Origin of the sequence: uncultured Shewanella sp., from assembly GCF_947491715.1 — a bacterium.
GTDB lineage: Bacteria > Pseudomonadota > Gammaproteobacteria > Enterobacterales > Shewanellaceae > Shewanella.
The window spans coordinates 82,647-102,656 of the sequence record NZ_CANLKR010000001.1; the positions used below are offsets into that span (position 1 = coordinate 82,647).

The window sequence follows — 20,010 nt, forward strand, 5'->3', positions numbered from 1 at the left end:
TAAAATGACGAATTTACGCTTGGAGTATACTGCAGAATTAGCTAATGCAAAATGAATTAGTAGGACGACAAGGCTTAGGCTGTTTGTGACATAACTAATCAGAGTTCACCGTTTTGATTAGTTATGTCTGAAAGCCAATTCTTTGTTACGTTATGCTGGCGTAAGCTCACATGCCTTTTACCTAAATGGCAGCAACATTTTCAGTTTTAATAACTGAGTAACGCATTAAAGTTTCAGTCTATGATTACATATTATGTATCAGATATTTCATGAATACCTTTTACAAGGTCTGCATGTAAGTTATCATTTCGTATAAAGCCTTCACTGTTTGATACTAGATTAAATAATTTACCAGCTAGAGCATGAAGTGACATCTCATTTGTTTCATAGTCCTTAAAAACATTTGAGTTTTGATCTGGTTTAAAACCAATATTTGCTTTTAAGTCTGAGCTATCTACTTTATCCAAGCCATATGATTGCAAGACATTATTCATAAGTGCACGAGATGTTCTGCCATTACCATCATCAAAAGGGTGAGCACTTAAGAATGCCGATCCAGAAGCTATTGCCTTATAACACGCATTTGAAATATCTTTATCTGTTACTGCTTTCTGATTACTTTGATTGAGTTGAGAATTGGAAAATTGAACCATTTTACCCATTCCGGTATCTACAGCCTCATTAAATAATTCAAGATTTCTATCACCCATAAGCAATGTATTGCTTAACAAAGATTGTTGACCCGCTAAAATAACGAGTCTATTTTCAATATAACTACGTTCAGAATTTTTCAGTTTAGTTAAAGCTATGAACTCATCACCTGTCATTTTTGTAGAGATAGACCCTTGAGACTTTATTTCTCTAACATCAGCCAAATAATTTGGTAAATTATTAGCGAGTTTTCTTAATTTTGAAATGTCCATCTTAAGCTTACTCATCTCTGGAGTCGTAGTTTGTCTTGTACTAGATTTAGATGGGTTTTTATTAGACAATAATTGTAATTCCATCTTTTTCTCTATCAAAGACTCATTGATTTTACTCACTAGGTTTGGTGTCGTTATTTTAGTACTCACAGGGAGTCCAATAAGCTTCTTAGCTTGACTTCTTCCTCTTCTTAATTCTTTTTGAGCAGTTTCAAGTTCTCTTGTAGATGTTTTAGATAATGATTTTGTTATTTTATTAATGCCTTGTTCAAAGCTTTCCTTAGCAGCTTCTGAAAAAATAGATTTATAATTGTTTAACAAGTGAGATTCCATTGTATTATAAATACCAATACCAAGATCTGAACCACCTCCTCTATATCCCCCACATACGAATATTTGATCTCTACTTGGATCGCCTAAAGATAATCCCTGTTGTATTTGATGATGAGTAATTAAGTCATCTTGAGTGATTTTATAACCTTTAGATTGAATTTTATGATCAAAAGCTTTAGCCGCTTCGATTGCTTGCTGACTTATTATATTACATAGCTTTTGATCTACCTTCACATCATTAGTCGTCTTAAAGTCTTTTTCTCCTGCATTACCAGCATTTAGCTGATAAATATTTTTTGTAAAGGCTGCAAACTCTTCTCCTAAAGAGTTATTCATCGCTTTTTGAACATTGACCGCCGTTTGTAGATCTGATTCTTTTTTACCAGAGTAACTTAATAGAACAGGGACTTCTATAATTGAAGTTAATCCATTGGATTTGAAAATAGGTTCATTCCCTTGTGGACTAGTATTGACTTTAATACTTGTCGGTAAAGAGGAGTAAATAGAAAAATTTTCTGTTTTTTTAGGCTGTGGTTTGATTTGAAAAATGGGTACAGTTTCATCAGATTCTTCTATATCTAAAGGTGCCATTGAATTCAGTTTAAGATTATCCATTTTCGAATTATCAATATCTTCTGGCCCAGAGTAAAGTTTAACGATATCAGATGTTGTACTTGGGTTTGATATTGAGGAGCTGGAAACAAAAGAACTTCCAAATATTTTTGAAAATAACTGATTAGTACTACCTTCTATAGTACTTGTACTTACTGGTGGCGTTGATGATGTTTGGGTATTCGCTAACTCTGGCATTTTTACTTCCTATAAAATTAATTTAAACTTGACTGTAAAAGTGGTTCATAGGTATTCTTTTTTCTGTAACTTCAGCTTTCATATGCAGTTGCTGAAATTGTTCACGTGCATATTCACATGAGATGGCTAACGATTTGATACCTTGAACAAATATTTCAGATGTGATTGTACTTGTATCGAAATTTCGATACATATAAATTTTATCGCCATCATCATTCAAACCAAATGAATTATTTTTAGATTTAACACCCATTAATTGGAATTTTAAAAGGAACTCAAATACCTTTAACTTATCTTCATTCATATTAATATTCTGTACAGTAGAAAAAATATGAATGGTATGTTTATCTTTAGAAAGATAAACATATATTTCAATATCATTTTCAAATTTAAAAGTAAAAGCCTCAGAATCATCTCTGACTGGCATGTTTATTCCATACTGTGAACCGAGTTCATTGAATAGGGAGTTAATCATATAATAAACCTTAGGGGGTAAACTTTTTAATTAAAATTCATGATTTACACTTTAGTCTTAAGTGTGGATAGGGGGATATCAAAATTATTAGTAATTATCAAAAAAGATAAATCTTTACATTACTAAGAGCTGTTTAACTTTGTACGTTTAAGTCAATATCGTATAATTTTTTTCTCCAAAAACAAGTTAATACGAGATTGCCATGCCCCGATTGATATTCACAAATGAGATGTGGTCGAAGCTAAAAGATATATTGCTTGAAGATAGAGTGTAAAACAAGCTTGAACATAGACGAACCATAGAAGGAATATTATATCGTCTTCGAGTTGGTTGCCATTACCTGAATATTTTGGCCGATGGAATACTGTTTATCGTCGGTTTTTGCTTTGGTCTAGAAAAGGCATATTAAAACGCTTATTTAAAGCGTTAATTCAAGATATTGATACCGAGTGGGAGTTCATTGATGGTAGCTATATCAAAGCGCAGATCCCGCTTCTAAAAAAGAACAAGCAGTTGGACTTAGTCGTGATGGTAACACGTCAAAAATTCACTTTGAAAGTATGCTTTCGCTAGCTTGCTCGATGATTTGGCTGCCAATGTGAAAGATCAACAGCCCTTAGGGAAAGAGCGTGAATGTTTTAGTGTTTATGAGCTTATCAGAATATGTAGCATTCATGATGTTTCACGTCTTTTGCGGCGAAGACTTAATTTTTTCAGTTTTCTTTTTAAAATATTGACAGTAGCCTGCTATAACCTCGTAAGGTTTTCAGCACCATCACCACTAGATATCTACCAGGCGTCCTCATTCATAGTGACATTCAATACCCAATAAAGCTAATAACCACGACCGCCATGGATGATGGGAATATCTGTTAAAGCAGGAGCCAGAATTAGCTGAGCACTTCACTCCCGCTGAAAGATCACTTATATAATGGAGTTGGTATTATGGATGCTCCTTGAATATTTAAGAGTAGCTCAGGAATAACCGTAATATCATTAGACTTCGTGTCCGTTTTAAGTTGTCCCATCACAACACCGTTGATGACAGAGAAAGTATTTACCATATGGATAATCTTGATTGGAATGCGTTTATATTTATAGCCCATGGGTGATGGAAGTGATGAGAGGGGCGTTAAAGGCAGAATACTGGATTTTTATGATGCTATTTGAGAAGCTCTGGGGGAAGGAAAATGGAATATATTAAGCGTTTATTTATTAAAAATAAAAACGTAAAACGAAAAACGCGCAATAAGTATAATCTTACTGCGCGTCATCATAATTTGGTGGCCCCTCACAGACTCGAACTGTGGACCTAACGATTATGAGTCGTGTGCTCTAACCAACTGAGCTAAGGGGCCGACTTAAGGTAATCGTCACTACCGAAAGCGAGAGAGAGTATACGAACTTTAATTGCGCTTGTCACCTTCGATTTTGATAGAAAATGCCATATTTGATTCAAGTGCTTATCTGTTAATCAATTCATGATGGTTTTTTCTTAAATGCTGCTGTTTTTGATTATTTTGTTGATAAGGAGGATTGTATTGTGCAATCAATATTGCGGGTTAATGTTAAGTATTTGACTTAATTACAGCGAAACATAAAAGGAGTGCATAGGAAGTATCTTAAGCGGAATATTTAACCTATTATGTTTATAACGCACTTTACATATACGATTCAATTTATTGATAGTATGAGTTTATGATATGATATGATATGAGTTGAGAGCATGAAGGCTGATTTTTCCAAAGCAGGTTTGTCAAACACTGAGTTTGAGCTGCAATCGAATAGCTTTTTTTCATTTGAACCCATTGATGAGGCTGTCAATAGTGGTAATGCTTCGTCAGAGGCGCAGCATGTGCCTTTGGTTGCTGAATATCCCCTTTCATTGAGTTACAACGGTATCAATTACGCGGTAATGATGGTTTCTCCCTACCATTTGGATGACTTTATTTTAGGCTTTTCACTCTCTGAAGCCTTAATTACGCATTCGTGGCAGCTCAAAGACATTGAGTACCAGCATACAAATTTAGGGATTGAAGCAAGCATCACGATTAATGAACGTGCTTTTAATGCGATGAAGCATAAACGGCGGCAGTTATCAGGGCGAACGGGTTGTGGCATTTGTGGTCGTGAGGCATTAGAATCGCTTTGGCTACAACATTCTCCCTTGCCATGTTCTCTTTTGCCGCCTGCGTCATCTTTGCAAGCATTAAATCAAAAAATCCCTTCTTGGCAGGAACATGGAAAAGTGACGGGTGCGTTACATGCTGCTTTGTTTGTCACTCACTCTGGGGAGGTTGTAGCCTGTCGTGAAGATGTCGGTAGGCATAATGCGTTGGATAAGCTATTGGGTCTGATATGCAAAGCACAATACGATGTCACATCAGGGTTTGTTGTGGTGACCAGTCGTTGCAGTTATGAGTTGGTGCAAAAATTAGTGTTGCATGGCGTGGGTACCTTAGCTTGTTTATCATCGCCCAGTTCTTTAGCCGTCATTTGGGCCAAAAAATATAATGTTAATCTTATCCATATTCCGAAAAAAGAGGCTGCTAGAGTCTACCATCGCAGTATATAGCCTTTGTGTTTTGTGAGGAGTCGCTATGAGTAAAAAAATTACGCAGTATCATAATGCAGCTGGAGGCTGGGGCGCACTTGCAAGTACAGCTAAACACCTAATTAAAAGTGAGAATATTGCTAAAAATATTCGTAATTTATTGAATACGAATCAAGATGAAGGTTTTGACTGTCCAGGCTGCGCATGGGGAGAAGACGACGAAGCGGGCCATTTTAAATTTTGTGAAAATGGTGCTAAGGCCGTGAATTGGGAGGCGACCAGTAAGAGGGTAGGGCGTGATTTTTTTGCCACACAAACTGTTAGCGAACTTAAACAGCAAAATGGGCATTTTTTAGAATCTCAGGGACGATTACATCAACCCTTATCTTATGATGCACAAACGGATCATTATGTTCCTATCAGTTGGAATAAGGCTTTTGCATTGATTGCCTCTGAGTTAAATGGATTAGCGTCACCGGATCAGGCTGAGTTTTACACTTCGGGCAGAACCAGTAATGAAGCGGCTTTTTTATATCAGTTGTTTGTTAGAAAATTTGGAACCAATAATTTTGCTGATTGCTCCAATATGTGTCATGAAGCCAGTGGTGTGGCACTAAAACAGGCGCTGGGGGTGGGAGAAGGCACAGTACAGTTGATTGACTTTGAGTATGCCGATGCGATTTTTGTGTTTGGACAAAATCCAGGATCCAATCATCCAAGAATGTTAGATAGCTTATATAAAGCCGCTCGACGAGGGGCGAGTATCGTGAGTTTTAATACATTAAAAGAGCGAGGGTTAGAGCGTTTTGCGAGTCCTCAAAACGCAGTAGAAATGCTGAAAAATGGATCGACGAAGATAAGCAGTTTGTATTTTACACCTAAATTGGGTGGGGATATGGCTGCAATTAGAGGCATGGTGAAGGTGATGCTTATCATTGATAAGCAGCGTAAAGCAAAAAAAGAGGCTGGCGTATTCGATGAAGCATTTCTCGCACAACATTGTGAAGGATTAGAAGCCTATATTCAGCAGGTAGAAAATACCAGCTGGGAAAAGATTGAAGCACAGTCGGGGCTGACTCAGGCTGAAATAGAGCAAGCCGCACAAGTGCATTTAAGTAGTCAGCGAGTGATCTGTACTTGGGCGATGGGGATCACGCAACATAAGCATTCTGTGGCGACGATACATGAAATCGTTAATATGCAATTGCTACGTGGACAGCTAGGAAAGCACGGTTCGGGTTTATGTCCTGTCAGGGGGCATAGTAATGTGCAGGGTGATAGAACTATGGGGATCAATGAAAAACCTTCGCTTTCCTTTTTAAATAAACTCGGTGAAGTTTTTGCCTTCTCACCACCTCAACATCATGGTCATAATACTGTACAAGCCATTCGAGCCATGCTGGATAATCAAAGTAAAGTGTTCATTGGGCTAGGAGGGAACTTTGCTGTTGCAACCCCCGATACTCAAGTCACGGAGCAAGCACTGAGTCAGTGTGAATTAACGGTTCATGTGGCGACAAAATTAAATCGTAGTCATTTGATCGTAGGTAAAAAAGCTTTACTTTTACCTTGCTTGGGTCGAACGGATATCGATATGCAAGCGGGAGGGCGGCAAAAAGTCACCGTAGAAGATTCTTTCAGTATGGTGCATGCATCAGCAGGAGTGGTTCCAAGCGATATCGGTGATATGCGCTCCGAAGTGGCGATAGTGGCTGGAATGGCTCATGCAACCTTGGGAAGTAAAGCGATTAGTTGGCAAGGTTTTGTTGATGACTATAGTGCGATTCGAGATAAAATTGCCGAAGTGTTACCAAGGTTTCATGGCTTTAATGAAAAGATAAATCATCCCGGCGGGTTTTATTTAGGCAGTTATGCCGCTGAGTATCATTGGCAAACACCGTCAAAAAAAGCCCAACTGATTTCACACTCACTACCCGAATCGATTTTAGCATTTGATCTGAATGCGCTCACAGAGCAAGCGACATTCATATTGCAAACCTTGCGTTCACACGATCAATACAATACTACGATTTATGGTATGGAGGACAGGTATCGAGGGGTGCATGGGCATCGTAAAGTCTTAATGATGAATAGCAAAGATATACAGCAGCAAGGCTTGATGCATTTAGATAAGGTGATGTTGACGTCATTGTGGCCAGACAATAGCACGAGACAACTTTTTGGTTTTACAGTGATTGAGTATGACATTCCAAGGGGCAATGTGGCGGCGTATTATCCTGAGGCGAATGCGCTAGTACCACTAGAAAGTGTAGGAGACTTAAGCGATACACCAACTTATAAATCCATTGCGATTATGGTGGATAAGGATCCTGCTTATATTAATGTGAAAGTGAAAGAGTAGCAGAAGAAGATGAAAGCATCAGTACCCGTGATACTTCAAGATGCCTGTTTTCAGAGTGCGTAAAAGTGCCTAATTCAAGGCGTATTATTGCCGAAATGCTTATTGCCTTTTAAGATGATACAACGTAGAAGTAGGTGCTTTTACACACTCCCAAAGGGCTGGTTTAAAAGCCTTTTATACTGTGTTATTAAACACCGGCTTAGAATGACTAGGCTCGATGTTCAATGCCTTGTCTAAAAGGCTTTTAATTCCAGCTGAATCCTGCAGCTTGAGGTATCACGGGTATAAAAAACCCAACGTCATTAGCGTTGGGTTTTTTGAGTCTTCCAATGATTGTACTTTTACGATTACTCGTCTAGGAACGACTTTAATATTTCTGAACGAGAAGGGTGACGCAGTTTACGTAAGGCTTTCGCTTCAATTTGACGAATACGCTCACGGGTGACATCAAACTGTTTACCGACTTCTTCTAGCGTATGATCGGTATTCATATCAATACCAAAACGCATACGTAAAACTTTCGCTTCACGGGCGGTTAAACCGGCTAATACTTCATGAGTTGCATTCTTCAAACTCTCGCCAGTGGCTGAGTCTAATGGCAATTCAAGGGTTGTATCTTCAATAAAATCACCTAAATGTGAGTCTTCATCATCACCAATAGGCGTTTCCATTGAAATAGGCTCTTTGGCAATTTTAAGTACTTTACGGATCTTGTCTTCCGGCATTAACATGCGTTCAGCCAATTCTTCCGGTGAAGGCTCACGGCCCATTTCTTGAAGCATTTGACGTGATATACGGTTAAGTTTGTTAATCGTTTCAATCATATGCACAGGAATACGAATAGTACGAGCTTGATCGGCAATCGAGCGGGTAATGGCTTGACGGATCCACCAAGTGGCGTAAGTTGAGAACTTATAACCACGGCGATATTCAAATTTATCTACCGCTTTCATTAGACCAATATTACCTTCTTGGATCAGATCCAAGAATTGCAAGCCACGGTTGGTGTATTTTTTCGCAATAGAAATAACCAAACGTAAGTTGGCTTCAACCATTTCTTTCTTAGCACGGCGTGCTTTTGCTTCACCGATTGACATGCGGCGATTAATATCTTTAATCGCGCCAATGGCTAAGCCGGTTTCATTTTCAATGGCGTCGAGTTTTGCACGACTGCGTTGTACATCGTACTCAACCATTTTCAGGCCTTCAGCATAAGGTTTACCAGATGCAAGCTCTACATTGAACCATTCGATGCTGCTTTCATTACTGGTATAGCCTTTAACGAAGTTCTTTTTCGGCATTTTGGCTTGTTCAACGCAGAGCTTCATGATGAGACGCTCTTGAATACGCACTTTGTCCATCATTTCGCGCATATTTCTCACTAAGCTATCAAACTGCTTAGGCATTAAACGGAATTCTTTAAAGATTTCGCCAATTTCAAACAATGCCAAGGTTGACTCAGCATGACCACGGCCTTTCAATGCAATAACTTTTAATGCACTTTCGTGAGCTTCTCTTAATTGGGTGAAGCGCTCTTCAGCTTCTTCAGGATCGGGTCCTTTTGGTCCCTCTTCATCATCTTCACCTTCTTCGCCTTCAACATCTTCATCGGCAAGATCTTCATCAGAGAGTTCAGAACCAATATGGGTTGCGGTTGGCGCAACATCTTCAGCATTAGGATCAACAAAACCTGAAATGATATCGGATAAACGGATTTCTTCCGCTTTATAACGATCATATTGGTCAAGAATAATACTAATCGCTTGAGGATATTCAGCAACGGATGCTTGTACTGTGTTGATCCCTTCTTCGATACGTTTGGCGATAACAATTTCGCCTTCACGAGTAAGCAGTTCAACGGTACCCATTTCACGCATATACATGCGGACGGGATCAGTGGTGCGGCCCAGTTCGGCTTCTACGGTGGCCAGTGCCGCCGCGGCTTCTTCAGCTGCATCATCATCAGTGCTGTCTTCAGACATCATAATGTCATCGGCATCGGGCGCCTGTTCGTAGACCCGGATCCCCATGTCATTAATCATCTGGACAATATCTTCAATCTGGTCGGCGTCGACCATATCAGCAGGTAAGTGGTCGTTCACTTCTGCATAGGTTAAATAACCTTGCTCTTTACCTTTGGCAAGCAACAATTTAAGTTGCGACTGCGGAGTGTGATCCATAGATATCATCCAAGTTGGGGGTAACAGTTAAAACGACGGGGCAAGTATGCCACGCAAATCGTCAATTATAGCCTTGTACGCGTCCTTGTGCTAGTCTTAGCGGCAAGTTTTGCACGTTTTTTATGCTAAGCTTGTGCCTTCATGACCGAGATAAGCTTTTGAAGCTGTATCCTTTCTTCTTTAGTATGTTGTTGCTTGAGACTGAGTTCTTGATATCGCTGCTCAATATATTGATTGTTAAGCCAAACCAAGGTCCCTTTTAACTTTTGCAGTAAGTTTTCATCCGCCACTTGATGATCCCATTGGGCTAATTTATTCAGGATGTTGACTTGTTTGTCTCCCCTGAAATGTTCAAGTAGTTGTGCGCTGCTCATGACTTGCTGCTGGGTTAACGTTAATACTAAGCTGAGCAAATCAATGCCCGGCATTTGTATGTGTTGCAGTGCCGGTTGCTTAGGTAACCCATAGCCCAAACGAGGGTGTTGCACCAAAAGGGCAATGGCCAATCGCAAAGGCGTGCCTCTTCCTGCTAAGGTTTGAGGTTTATTGGGCTTATCTTGTGTTTTAGACACAAAATTAAACTTACGTTTTAGCTCATCGGCATTATTCATTCTAAGCTTATGGGCCAGTTCTTCTAGCAATAAGCTCTGTAATACAGTGTCTTGTATTTTCTCTATCAGCTTGATGGCATTTTGTGCCAGTAAACTCTTATCATCTTTAGCATATTTTTGGGTCAGATTATCAAATAAAAAATCTGATAAGGGCTTCGCCTGAGTTAATTGTGCTTCAAAGGCCTCTTTACCTATTTGCCTTATCATGCTATCAGGATCTTCCCCTTCTTGAATAAACATGAAGCGAATGTGTACGCCTGGTTTTAATAAGGGCAATACGGTTTCTAATGCCCGCCAAGCGGCCTCTTGTCCTGCTCTGTCGCCGTCATAACAACAAATGACTTCTCGTGTGCTACGAAGCAATAATTGGAATTGCTCTGCTGTAGTGGCGGTTCCTAATGAAGCCACGGCATAATCGACACCAAATTGGCCCAATGCCACCACATCCATGTAGCCTTCAACAATTAATATTTGCTTAGGATCTTTATGACGTTGTTTAACTTCATACAGGCCATATAATTCATTGCCCTTATGAAATATGGGCGTTTCTGGAGAATTCAAGTATTTTGGTGTGCCATCACCTAATACACGTCCACCAAATCCAATGACTCTGCCGCGCCTGTCCCGAATGGGGAACATGAGTCGGTCTCGAAATCGGTCATAACGTTTACCGTTATCATTTTCAATGACCATGCCTGCTGTCAGTAATTTACTTTGGGCATCTGGACTTTGACGGTAACGACTTAATAACCCATCCCAGCCATCGGGGGCAAAACCAATGTTAAAATGTGCAACGATTTCTTGTGATAAACCTCGATAGTCAAGGTAATCAAGCACTTTTTGTTTTTCATCATCTTGTCTAAGCTGATGTTGATAAAATAAACTGGCTTCTTCCATCAATTGATACAAATCACGGCTTAAACTGTCGTTGCGTGGCTTACGAGAACCTTGCTCTTGAGGCACTTCTAGGCCTAGTTGCCCCGCTAATTCGTCGATGGCATCAATGAATTCAAGCCGGTCATACTCCATAACAAAATCAATGACATTACCGTGAGCACCGCAACCAAAACAATGATAAAACTGCTTGTCTCTACTGACCGTAAATGAAGGTGATTTTTCACTATGAAAGGGACAACAGGCAGAGTGATTTTTACCTGCTTTTTTTAAAGGTACTTTAGCATCAATCAGATCGACTATATCGATACGAGCTACTAACTCATTAATGAAATCACGAGGTATCGCCATCTTTGGGAAAAAAGCCGCCTTTATAAACAGATTATTGGGAAGATAATTGTATAGTTTAACGTCGACTATTGCACAAAACAATCAAGAATTAAAACAAACAAGCCGCGCAGGAGCACGGCTTATTCATACATTAAAACGGTATTTATTTAAGTTTTGCTTTAATCATAGCACCAATCGATGCCATGTCAGCTCTACCCAATACTTTAGGTTTTAATGCTCCCATTACTTTGCCCATATCCGCCATGGAAGATGCTGACATTTCAAGAATGCTGGCATCAATTAACGCTGAAATTTCCTCTTCTGTGAGAGGCTGCGGCAAAAACTTTTCAAGGATCTGAATTTCTTCTGCTTCGACTTGCGCTAATTCATCACGTCCTGCAGCAGTATATTGTGCAACAGAATCGCGACGTTGTTTTACCATTTTGGTTAACACTGCTATGGCTTGCTCATCATTCAGTGTGTCGCGGGTATCCACTTCAATCTGCTTGATAGCAGCCAATGCCATACGAATAGTGCCTAAGCGTACCTTTTCTTTGGCACGCATGGCGTCTTTCATTTGGTCTTTTAGCTGATTAACTAGGCTCATAAGAGATTAGTATAAACGTACGCGACGCGCATTTTCACGAGAAAGCTTTTTAGCAAGACGCTTGATTGCAGCGGCTTTAGCACGTTTACGTGCAGTCGTTGGCTTCTCGTAGAATTCACGAGCACGAACGTCAGCTAAAATACCTGCTTTTTCACAAGAGCGCTTGAAACGACGTAAAGCTACGTCAAATGGTTCATTTTCACGTACTTTAATAATTGGCATACGCCATCACCCCTTAGGTGTCGGTTGTTGAGTCAAGACGAATCAGACTCAAGTTAATTTAAAAATGGTGCGAAATTCTATACCGATTGACTAGTGTTTGTAAAGCTTTTCGCTCGATAGAAATGCGCATACTACCCATAGGGGGGATTTTGATGCGCGCATAACTGGTGTAATTATGGCTCAGCAGGTAGAATTAGGCTTTATTTTATCAATCAAAAAGACGGAAAAGAATGCGGGTTTTAGGTATTGAAACATCTTGTGATGAGACCGGGATTGCGATTTATGATGATGAACAAGGTTTGTTGTCTCACACCTTATATAGTCAAGTAAAATTACATGCTGACTATGGGGGAGTTGTGCCCGAATTGGCGTCAAGAGATCATGTCCGTAAGATTATACCATTGGTGAGGCAAGCATTAAGCGATGCAGCAATGGATATTGAGCAACTCGATGGCATTGCTTATACCAAAGGCCCAGGGCTGATTGGTGCGCTGCTTGTGGGGGCTTGTGTGGGTCGTTCGCTTGCTTTTTCATGGAATAAGCCTGCTATTGGTGTTCATCATATGGAAGGGCATTTATTAGCACCTATGTTAGAAGATGATGCGCCCGCTTTTCCGTTTTTAGCGTTATTGGTATCCGGTGGTCATTCAATGCTTGTGGCCGTTGAAGGGATTGGGCGTTATACCGTTTTAGGAGAGTCCCTTGATGATGCTGCAGGTGAAGCATTCGATAAAACAGCGAAATTAATGGGACTTGATTATCCCGGCGGGCCTAGATTGTCTAAATTAGCAGCAAAAGGTGTGCCTGGCAGCTATCGCTTTCCCAGACCCATGACAGATAGACCGGGTCTTGATTTTAGTTTTTCGGGGTTGAAAACCTTTACCGCAAATACCATTGCTTCAGAGCCTACGGATGAGCAGACGAGAGCGAATATTGCCTGTGCTTTTGAAGAAGCAATTGTGGATACGTTAGCGATAAAGTGCCGCAGAGCGTTGAAACAAACAGGTTATACACGTTTGGTGGTGGCTGGAGGAGTGAGCGCGAATACACGCTTACAACAATCATTAGCCGATATGATGAAAAAAGAAGGGGGTCAAGTGTATTATCCTAGAGGTGAGTTTTGCACTGATAATGGCGCCATGATTGCTTATGCTGGATTACAACGGTTAAAGGCTGGGCAAACTGATGATTTAGCTGTGAAAGGTCAGCCCAGATGGCCACTGGATACCTTGCCTCCTGTGTCTTGATGTGTAATGCGTTTTGTATTCATTCCTTTACATTTTTGAAGCAATAAAGCACCTATTTAGGTGCTTTGTTCTGTTTCTTTTTTAATCGTAACTTGGTTTCTTTGCCTTGGTATAGTCGAATAATATTGTCTTTGTGGCGAATAACGATTAGCGCCGATAACATGGCTACCGGTAAAGTGAACCTATCATCTAACCACCAAGTGTAAATGGGCGCTGTGAGAGCGGCAGCAATAGCGGCGAGAGATGAATAACGTGTCAGCAACGCAATCAGTAGCCAAGTGCCGATGAGACAGAGTGCTAAATCACCTCCAATAGGTGCCATTGCGCCAAAGGCGGTGGCAACACCTTTACCGCCTTTAAAATCGAAGAAAATGGGATAAATATGACCTAAGCAAGCGGCAATGGCAATGACGCCTAAAAACAGGGGGTCGATGCCTAAAATAAAGGCGATATAAGCCGGCGCTGCGCCTTTGAGCATATCAAAAATCAACACCATGATAGCGGTACTGACGCCACCGAAACGCATGACATTTGTCGCTCCAGGGTTTTTTGAACCTTGAGTTCTGGGATCGGGTAGACCGCGTAATCGGCAAATTAAGACAGCACTGGAAATTGAGCCAGCTAAATAGGCGGCAAGGATCATAAATAATGTCAGTGCAGTTATGCTCAAATTGGTTTCCTTATCCGTCTTAAGGTATTATCACACCACTCACTAAAGGGTTAGTGTTGACCCATTATACTGAGAATGTAAATGAGTGCATTTAAGTGACGAAAAATCCATTTTTAATGTAATTATGTTAGTCGACACTTAACAAGATAACTTAAAATGGAATGTTAATTTGCATGTGCCTAGGCCCTGACTCTATCCTACTCGGGTTTTTAACGAGAGAAAAGAAGACAAGTGACATTATCGATAATTTGGATACTATTGTCATGTATACAGGTAGCGATCTCATCACTTTATTATTTTGGAGATGAATGATGGATAAAGTATTAATTCGTGAACTTAAAGTTGAAACTGTGATTGGTATATATGAATGGGAAAAGCAGATCCATCAAAACTTACTGATTGATTTAGATATGGATTATGATATTCGTGAAGCCGCGAGTACAGATGATTATCAGTTTGCGTTGTGCTATGAAACGGTGTCAAACCGTTTGATAGAGTTGATCACCGAAAAACCGGTCGATCTTATTGAGACAGTGGCTGAGAAAGTGGCAAAGTGCGTGATGGATGAATTTAATGTTTTACGGGTGAGAGTCAAAGTGATGAAACCTGGGGCGGTACCATCGGCGTCGGCTGTGGGTGTTGAAATCGTACGGGGACATGATTGAGCATGGCAACAATATACATCAGTATAGGCAGTAATATTGAGCCAGAAAAATATGTTAAGACTGCACTTATTGATTTAGAAAAGGTGTTTGGTCCTTTGACATTATCCTCAGTGTTTGAAAGTGAAGCGGTAGGCTTTCAAGGGCATAATTTTTTAAATATGGTTGTTGCTGCAGACACGGCAGAGTCAATTGAGTCAGTTGTTAGTACTTTTAAACAAATTGAGAAGGCTCATGGGCGATTACCAGGTGTGAAGAAGTTCAGCGCAAGAACATTAGATTTAGATTTATTACTGTATGATGATTGCATTTGTGTGCAGCCTGTCGTGCTTCCCCGTGAAGAAATTTTGAAAAATGCGTTTGTCTTATGGCCACTTGCTGAAATAGCTCCCAAGCGTTTGCATCCTATTGCTAATCAAACTTATCAAGCACTGTGGCAAAATTTTGATAAAGATTCACAACGACTATGGCGCGTTAGTTTAGTCTAGTAGTATGTAAAGTAAGACCTTTATTTTTAACTTTTCATTATCTTAAAGCGAGCTGTTACCTTATTATCGCTTTATTGATATGTATTGGATATTTATGGATACTTTTCAAGTCATTATTTTAGCTCTTATCCAAGGGCTGACCGAGTTTTTACCTATTTCAAGTTCTGCGCATTTAATTTTGCCTGCTCAGCTTTTAGGCTGGCAAGATCAGGGTTTATCTTTTGATGTTGCGGTTAATACGGGTTCCTTATTAGCGGTGGTTATTTATTTTCGTCGTGAGCTTTTTTCAATGTTTACCGCTTGGACTGGGAGCATCGTAAGTCGAGAGCAAAATGAAGAAAGTCGCTTAGCTTGGTGGATTATTTTAGCCACGATCCCTGCTGTGGTTGTTGGGTTTACTGCGAAAGATTTTATTGCAACGCATTTTCGTAATATTGAAGTGATCGCTGCGACGACCATTATTTTTGGCTTGCTATTGTGGTGGGCGGATAGAATGAGCCGAGAAGGGCTAAGTGAATTTCAAGTGGGCTGGAAAAAAGCCTTATTTATTGGGTTAGCGCAAGCCGTTGCGCTTATTCCTGGTACATCACGCTCTGGGATCACTATGACAGCAGGGTTAATGTTAGGCTTGACTCGAGAGGCTGCAGCGCGTTTTTCATTTCTAATGTCTGTGCCTGTGAGTTTAGGAGCGGCAATATTGGTGACTAAAGATTTAATTTCAAGTGAGCAAGCCATCGATTATCATGCATTGGGCTTAGGGATTGTGGTCTCTTTTGTGTCTGCATATCTCTGTATTCATTATTTTCTAAAAATTATCAGTAAAATGGGTATGACTCCCTTTGTGATTTATCGCTTACTCTTGGGTCTGGTACTTTGTGGTTTTATCTTTTTATAAAAGAGGCATGAGAAGATGACGACAAGCAGTATTTATTTATGCCCCCAATGTAAAAAATCATTACATGTCCATGGGGCCTCACAAGGGTTATATTGTGATAATAAACATCATTTTGATAAGAATGAGAAAGGCTATTGGGTATTGAGTCAGGCGAAAAAACCAAAGCTTGACTCTAGGCAAGTGATGCGGGCAAAGCGTCATTTATTAGAGAGTGGATTATTTACACCTTTAATTGAAGCGATGACATCTTTGCTAGTCGAGAGTAAGAAGGATGTGGAGATTTTACAGCAAGCAGAGTTAACACAATTGGACTTTGATTGTGGCGATGGTTTCTATATGCGTGCACTTGCAAAATCGATAGATGCTCATGGTGCTCCTTTCAAGTTAGAGCAAACGGGTATTGCAGAAGCTGAGAATGCATTATTTGCAGCAGCTAAATCAGCACCAGAGAATACTTATATTGCGAGTCAGTTAAAAGCGTTACCTTTTACCAATAGTAGTTTTGACTTAGTTACTTTGAGTGATAAACCTTTAAAAGGCAAAGAATTGCTTAGGGTTTTGAAAAGTAAGGGTGTTTTTCTTCATGTGCTCCCTTCATCTAGACATTTATGGCAAATAAAATCGCTTATTTATACTGATTTAGTCAATAAAGAACTAGACTTAAGTATACCAAGAGAGGTTGAATTGATAAAAAGTCATCGTGTTGCTTTTACGGTATCGTGTTCTGGAGAGCAAGCGTTAACATTATTGGATATGACTCCTTTCGCATGGAGAGCTAGCGACAAAGTACGTAAGCAGATCGCTTCAACGTATTTTGATGCTATTGAAATTGATTTTGTTGTGGCACTAATGGTAAAAAAATAGTCTGATATTGATGGTCTGTTGTTTTGGACATTGTGTGCTGTGCTTAATGTAGGATCCTTAATAACCATAGGAAAGAATGATAGATGATGCGTTTATTGTTGTGGTTCATCTTAGTCGTATTCCCTTTCACCAGTGTGGCCAATGTGTATCCACTTCCGGATCAAAACAGTCGACTCATTGGAGAAGTACAAAAACATATTGTTCAAAAAGGTGAGTATTTTCAGACGATAGCGAAAGATTATGATGTGGGTATTTTAGAGTTGATGGCAGCAAATCCTGATGTGGATCCTTTTTTGCCTAAAGAAGGTACCTTATTGCTTATTCCAACAGAAATGTTGCTGCCCGATGTCCCTCGGGAAGGGGTGGTGATAAATTTGGCCGAATTAAGGTTATACTATTTCCCCAAGGGAAAACAAAAGGTCTATGTATTTCCTGTTGGAATTGGAAAAATAGGCAGTGAAACGCCTGTTATGGTGACAAAAGTGAAATCAAGGATCCCCAATCCTACATGGACACCGCCAGCCAGTATCCGTAAAGCCCATTTAGAGGAGCGTGGTGAAGTGTTGCCTGCAGTGGTTAAGCCCGGCCCTGATAACCCATTAGGAAAGTTTGCTATTCAATTAGCTTATGGTAGAGGCAGTTATCTTATTCATGGCACCAATCAAAAATTTGGAATAGGTATGCGAGTGAGTGCTGGTTGTATACGCTTGAGCCCTGATAATATTGAATGGCTTTTTCACCATATAGCACAAGGCGAAAAAGTCACAGTGATTAACCAAACGGTGAAGACAGCCACAGAGCCTGATGGTCGTAAACTCATTGAAGTGCATTCTCCTTTATCCAAGAGTAAAGAAAAACAAATTCAGGTTGTTAATTTATCTAAAAAAGACCGTAAGTTTATGGATCAATATGATATTGACACCAATACCGTCGATAGGACTATCATGCAGCAAAGTGGTTTGCCTGTGAATGTTGGGTTATTTCAGTCCCTATCCCAGTAATGTATGTCGTTAAGGAAATAAAAGCGTCCATAATGGGCGTTTTTTTATGTTGATTGGATAAAGGTTAAAATGGATAAAGGGGGGAAATAGGCAACATCAACTGATAGTCGATGTTGCCAATACTGATAGCTCATTTCTTACTTGCTGTAAGATGAAGCGATGTTGTCGATACGATCATTGGCACGTTTGGCTTCAGCTTCAGCATTCATAGCTGCGGCTTTAGTGTCTCTCATGTCAGCAGCCATTTTAGCCTGATCAGATGACATCGCATTTACTTGCGCTGATAGTTGATCGACTTTATTGCTCAGCTTTTCAAGATCGCCAGTTGAGGCGCAACCACCGAGCATTACAGTCATAGCAACACCAGCTATCATCAGTATTTTTTTGTTCATTGGGAAATCCCTTCAGTCAGTTAATTTAATTGAACAGTTATGAAACATAGCTGCAACAAGTTTAATTATGGCATAGCAAATCGAATTTGCTATGTCATTCACGCTAGGTAACATATACCTTAGACAATATCACTATAATTGCAAGCTTAGTGAGAAGAATGACAACTCACCTTTACCTTGCCATACATAGGCTTAATAAAACATGAATGTTTGCTGCTAATTATTATTTTTTTTGTTCAGTGTATGTTTTGCCTCTTTAATAGCTTTGATTCTTTCGATATCGAGTTGTTGTTTAATTGCTGCGCCTTTAAACCCAGCTTCAATAATGGGTTGAACTGAAACAGAGCCTGCTGATTGGAAGCAATATTGTAAGTATTGAGATTGAGGGTAATCGGTATGCTCAAAACCCGTTCGTCCTTTCGCGTCTGCTTCACAAACGAGTGCGAGTTGAGTGACGCGTTCCGGTTTGCGCCAAAAATCAGCTTTATTGAAAATCTTAAGCAGTGTTTCAGCGCGAAGCTCGGTGATGTTGTGAATGTTTTGGTGCTGATCGCTGGCTAATAATGCTAAATCTAAATAGCGTTTGGGCAATTTCATTCTACTGCATAGTGCTCGAATGAGCGGCAAGCCTTTTTGACCATGTCCATGGTGCTTAGGTAAGTGTGCTTTTGGGCTTAAGGCTTTGCCGAGATCATGAACCAATGCGGCAAATCGAACCGCATTATCACTACTCAAAAGACTTGCCTGCTCTAATACCATCAATGTATGACGCCCGGTATCAATTTCGGGATGCCATCTTTCGGGTTGAGGAATACCAAATAGTGCATCAATTTCAGGAAACAATACGTTGAGAGCTTGGCATTGCCTTAAAACAGCAATAAAAACATGAGGTGAATCAGTTGATAATGCACTCTCTAATTCTTGATAAACACGCTCAGGAGTCAATGCCGCTAATTCACCATTGAGACTGAGCTCTGTCATTAAGGCTAAGGTTTCATCGGCAATGCGAAAGCCTTGTAAATGATAGCGTGCGGCAAATCGAGCGACACGTAACACGCGCAAAGGATCTTCCACAAAAGCCGGCGATACATGCTTGAGCAGCTTTTTATTTAAGTCTTCGACTCCGCCATAAGGATCAATTAAGGTGCCGGACTCGTCTTGGGCGATGGCATTGATAGTCAAATCGCGCCTTAACAAATCTTGTTCAAGTGTGACGTCAGGTGCTGCATAACAATGGAATCCGCCATAACCGGAAGCGACTTTTTTTTCTGTGCGGGCTAAGGCATATTCTTGTTGGGTCTGAGGGTGTAAAAAAACAGGAAAATCTTTGCCGACTTGTTTATAGCCTAAACTCAGCATTTCTTCAGGGGTGGAACCGACAACCATGTAATCTTTGTCTTTAACAGGAAGGTGTAATAATGTGTCTCTGACGGCGCCGCCAACAAGGTATATTTTCACAATAATTGATTTTAATAACAAAAAATAATAAT

Annotated in this window: 18 protein-coding genes, 1 tRNA gene and 1 pseudogene; 9 read left to right on the forward strand and 11 right to left on the reverse strand. The window is 40.1% G+C overall.

Going from position 1 to position 20,010, the window contains the following annotated elements; genetic code table 11:
- Positions 1–251 precede the first annotated feature (251 nt).
- On the reverse strand, positions 252–2,066 hold the full coding sequence (locus Q0779_RS00305; protein WP_298768303.1) for a Fic family protein: 1,815 nt from the start codon (positions 2,064–2,066) through the stop codon (positions 252–254).
- A 22-nt stretch (positions 2,067–2,088) separates the two neighbouring features.
- The gene (locus Q0779_RS00310; protein WP_298768305.1) at positions 2,089–2,541 is read right to left on the reverse strand and encodes a type III secretion system chaperone; all 453 of its coding nucleotides are present in this window, start codon (positions 2,539–2,541) and stop codon (positions 2,089–2,091) included.
- A 330-nt stretch (positions 2,542–2,871) separates the two neighbouring features.
- On the opposite strand from Q0779_RS00310, the gene Q0779_RS00315 reads away from it, so the two are divergent.
- The gene (locus tag Q0779_RS00315; protein WP_298768307.1) at positions 2,872–3,114 is read left to right on the forward strand and encodes a hypothetical protein; all 243 of its coding nucleotides are present in this window, start codon (positions 2,872–2,874) and stop codon (positions 3,112–3,114) included.
- Between the two features lie 380 nt (positions 3,115–3,494).
- On the opposite strand, the pseudogene Q0779_RS00320 reads toward Q0779_RS00315, so the two are convergent.
- Together Q0779_RS00320 and Q0779_RS00325 are read right to left on the reverse strand one after the other, a co-directional pair.
- A pseudogene (locus Q0779_RS00320) lies at positions 3,495–3,611 on the reverse strand (ISAs1 family transposase); the annotation flags it as partial.
- 211 nt (positions 3,612–3,822) lie between these two features.
- Positions 3,823–3,899 (reverse strand) — tRNA-Ile (locus Q0779_RS00325).
- Positions 3,900–4,267: 368 nt separating this feature from the next.
- Between Q0779_RS00325 and fdhD the strand changes: the two genes are divergently transcribed.
- Both fdhD and Q0779_RS00335 read left to right on the forward strand, forming a co-directional pair.
- On the forward strand, positions 4,268–5,116 hold the full coding sequence (gene fdhD / locus Q0779_RS00330) for a formate dehydrogenase accessory sulfurtransferase FdhD (RefSeq protein ID WP_298768309.1): 849 nt from the start codon (positions 4,268–4,270) through the stop codon (positions 5,114–5,116).
- Between the two features lie 25 nt (positions 5,117–5,141).
- Positions 5,142–7,457 carry an FdhF/YdeP family oxidoreductase gene (locus Q0779_RS00335; protein WP_298768311.1) on the forward strand — a complete coding sequence of 772 codons (2,316 nt, stop codon included), beginning with the start codon at positions 5,142–5,144 and terminating at the stop codon, positions 7,455–7,457.
- 347 nt (positions 7,458–7,804) lie between these two features.
- Here the strand turns inward: Q0779_RS00335 and rpoD are convergent, their stop codons facing one another.
- The 4 genes from rpoD to rpsU all read right to left on the reverse strand — a co-directional run bounded on the left by rpoD (position 7,805) and on the right by rpsU (position 12,301).
- Positions 7,805–9,637: an RNA polymerase sigma factor RpoD gene (gene rpoD / locus Q0779_RS00340; RefSeq protein WP_298768312.1), complete on the reverse strand. Its 1,833-nt coding sequence runs from the start codon at positions 9,635–9,637 to the stop codon at positions 7,805–7,807.
- 125 nt (positions 9,638–9,762) lie between these two features.
- A complete protein-coding gene (dnaG, locus tag Q0779_RS00345) occupies positions 9,763–11,493 on the reverse strand; it encodes a DNA primase (RefSeq protein ID WP_298768314.1) in 1,731 nt (576 codons plus the stop codon).
- 142 nt (positions 11,494–11,635) lie between these two features.
- On the reverse strand, positions 11,636–12,079 hold the full coding sequence (locus Q0779_RS00350; protein WP_298768316.1) for a GatB/YqeY domain-containing protein: 444 nt from the start codon (positions 12,077–12,079) through the stop codon (positions 11,636–11,638).
- Between the two features lie 6 nt (positions 12,080–12,085).
- Positions 12,086–12,301, reverse strand: coding sequence for a 30S ribosomal protein S21 (gene rpsU / locus Q0779_RS00355; protein WP_020911290.1), 216 nt, complete (start codon positions 12,299–12,301; stop codon positions 12,086–12,088).
- A gap of 230 nt (positions 12,302–12,531) precedes the next feature.
- On the opposite strand from rpsU, the gene tsaD reads away from it, so the two are divergent.
- Positions 12,532–13,548, forward strand: a complete 1,017-nt coding sequence (tsaD, locus tag Q0779_RS00360) for a tRNA (adenosine(37)-N6)-threonylcarbamoyltransferase complex transferase subunit TsaD (RefSeq protein ID WP_298768330.1) — start codon at positions 12,532–12,534, stop codon at positions 13,546–13,548.
- Positions 13,549–13,600: 52 nt separating this feature from the next.
- Here tsaD and plsY read toward each other — a convergent pair whose 3' ends face one another.
- A complete protein-coding gene (gene plsY / locus Q0779_RS00365) occupies positions 13,601–14,218 on the reverse strand; it encodes a glycerol-3-phosphate 1-O-acyltransferase PlsY (protein WP_298768333.1) in 618 nt (205 codons plus the stop codon).
- A 311-nt stretch (positions 14,219–14,529) separates the two neighbouring features.
- Between plsY and folB the strand changes: the two genes are divergently transcribed.
- From folB to Q0779_RS00390, 5 genes are all read left to right on the forward strand, one after another.
- A complete protein-coding gene (gene folB, locus Q0779_RS00370) occupies positions 14,530–14,883 on the forward strand; it encodes a dihydroneopterin aldolase (protein ID WP_298768335.1) in 354 nt (117 codons plus the stop codon).
- A 2-nt stretch (positions 14,884–14,885) separates the two neighbouring features.
- Positions 14,886–15,368 (forward strand): 2-amino-4-hydroxy-6-hydroxymethyldihydropteridine diphosphokinase, encoded by a 483-nt coding sequence (folK, locus tag Q0779_RS00375; protein WP_298768337.1) that lies wholly within the window; start codon positions 14,886–14,888, stop codon positions 15,366–15,368.
- A gap of 94 nt (positions 15,369–15,462) precedes the next feature.
- A complete protein-coding gene (locus tag Q0779_RS00380) occupies positions 15,463–16,263 on the forward strand; it encodes an undecaprenyl-diphosphate phosphatase (protein ID WP_298768339.1) in 801 nt (266 codons plus the stop codon).
- 15 nt (positions 16,264–16,278) lie between these two features.
- A complete protein-coding gene (locus Q0779_RS00385; protein ID WP_298768341.1) occupies positions 16,279–17,127 on the forward strand; it encodes a methyltransferase domain-containing protein in 849 nt (282 codons plus the stop codon).
- 83 nt (positions 17,128–17,210) lie between these two features.
- Positions 17,211–18,128, forward strand: a complete 918-nt coding sequence (locus Q0779_RS00390; RefSeq protein WP_298768343.1) for a L,D-transpeptidase family protein — start codon at positions 17,211–17,213, stop codon at positions 18,126–18,128.
- A 137-nt stretch (positions 18,129–18,265) separates the two neighbouring features.
- Here the strand turns inward: Q0779_RS00390 and Q0779_RS00395 are convergent, their stop codons facing one another.
- Both Q0779_RS00395 and Q0779_RS00400 read right to left on the reverse strand, forming a co-directional pair.
- On the reverse strand, positions 18,266–18,520 hold the full coding sequence (locus Q0779_RS00395; RefSeq protein WP_298768346.1) for an Lpp/OprI family alanine-zipper lipoprotein: 255 nt from the start codon (positions 18,518–18,520) through the stop codon (positions 18,266–18,268).
- 216 nt (positions 18,521–18,736) lie between these two features.
- On the reverse strand, positions 18,737–19,978 hold the full coding sequence (locus Q0779_RS00400) for a multifunctional CCA addition/repair protein (protein WP_298768348.1): 1,242 nt from the start codon (positions 19,976–19,978) through the stop codon (positions 18,737–18,739).
- Between the last annotated feature and the right edge of the window lie 32 nt (positions 19,979–20,010).

Coding starts and splice junctions, on each gene's coding strand:
- dnaG (WP_298768314.1), bottom strand. CDS start 11,493: ATGGCGATACCTCGTGATTTCATTAATGAGTTAGTAGCTCGTATCGAT.
- Q0779_RS00350 (WP_298768316.1), bottom strand. CDS start 12,079: ATGAGCCTAGTTAATCAGCTAAAAGACCAAATGAAAGACGCCATGCGT.
- Q0779_RS00380 (WP_298768339.1), top strand. CDS start 15,463: ATGGATACTTTTCAAGTCATTATTTTAGCTCTTATCCAAGGGCTGACC.
- Q0779_RS00395 (WP_298768346.1), bottom strand. CDS start 18,520: ATGAACAAAAAAATACTGATGATAGCTGGTGTTGCTATGACTGTAATG.
- Q0779_RS00310 (WP_298768305.1), bottom strand. CDS start 2,541: ATGATTAACTCCCTATTCAATGAACTCGGTTCACAGTATGGAATAAAC.
- Q0779_RS00385 (WP_298768341.1), top strand. CDS start 16,279: ATGACGACAAGCAGTATTTATTTATGCCCCCAATGTAAAAAATCATTA.
- fdhD (WP_298768309.1), top strand. CDS start 4,268: ATGAAGGCTGATTTTTCCAAAGCAGGTTTGTCAAACACTGAGTTTGAG.
- rpoD (WP_298768312.1), bottom strand. CDS start 9,637: ATGGATCACACTCCGCAGTCGCAACTTAAATTGTTGCTTGCCAAAGGT.
- folK (WP_298768337.1), top strand. CDS start 14,886: ATGGCAACAATATACATCAGTATAGGCAGTAATATTGAGCCAGAAAAA.
- Q0779_RS00335 (WP_298768311.1), top strand. CDS start 5,142: ATGAGTAAAAAAATTACGCAGTATCATAATGCAGCTGGAGGCTGGGGC.
- Q0779_RS00390 (WP_298768343.1), top strand. CDS start 17,211: ATGATGCGTTTATTGTTGTGGTTCATCTTAGTCGTATTCCCTTTCACC.
- rpsU (WP_020911290.1), bottom strand. CDS start 12,301: ATGCCAATTATTAAAGTACGTGAAAATGAACCATTTGACGTAGCTTTA.
- tsaD (WP_298768330.1), top strand. CDS start 12,532: ATGCGGGTTTTAGGTATTGAAACATCTTGTGATGAGACCGGGATTGCG.
- Q0779_RS00305 (WP_298768303.1), bottom strand. CDS start 2,066: ATGCCAGAGTTAGCGAATACCCAAACATCATCAACGCCACCAGTAAGT.
- folB (WP_298768335.1), top strand. CDS start 14,530: ATGGATAAAGTATTAATTCGTGAACTTAAAGTTGAAACTGTGATTGGT.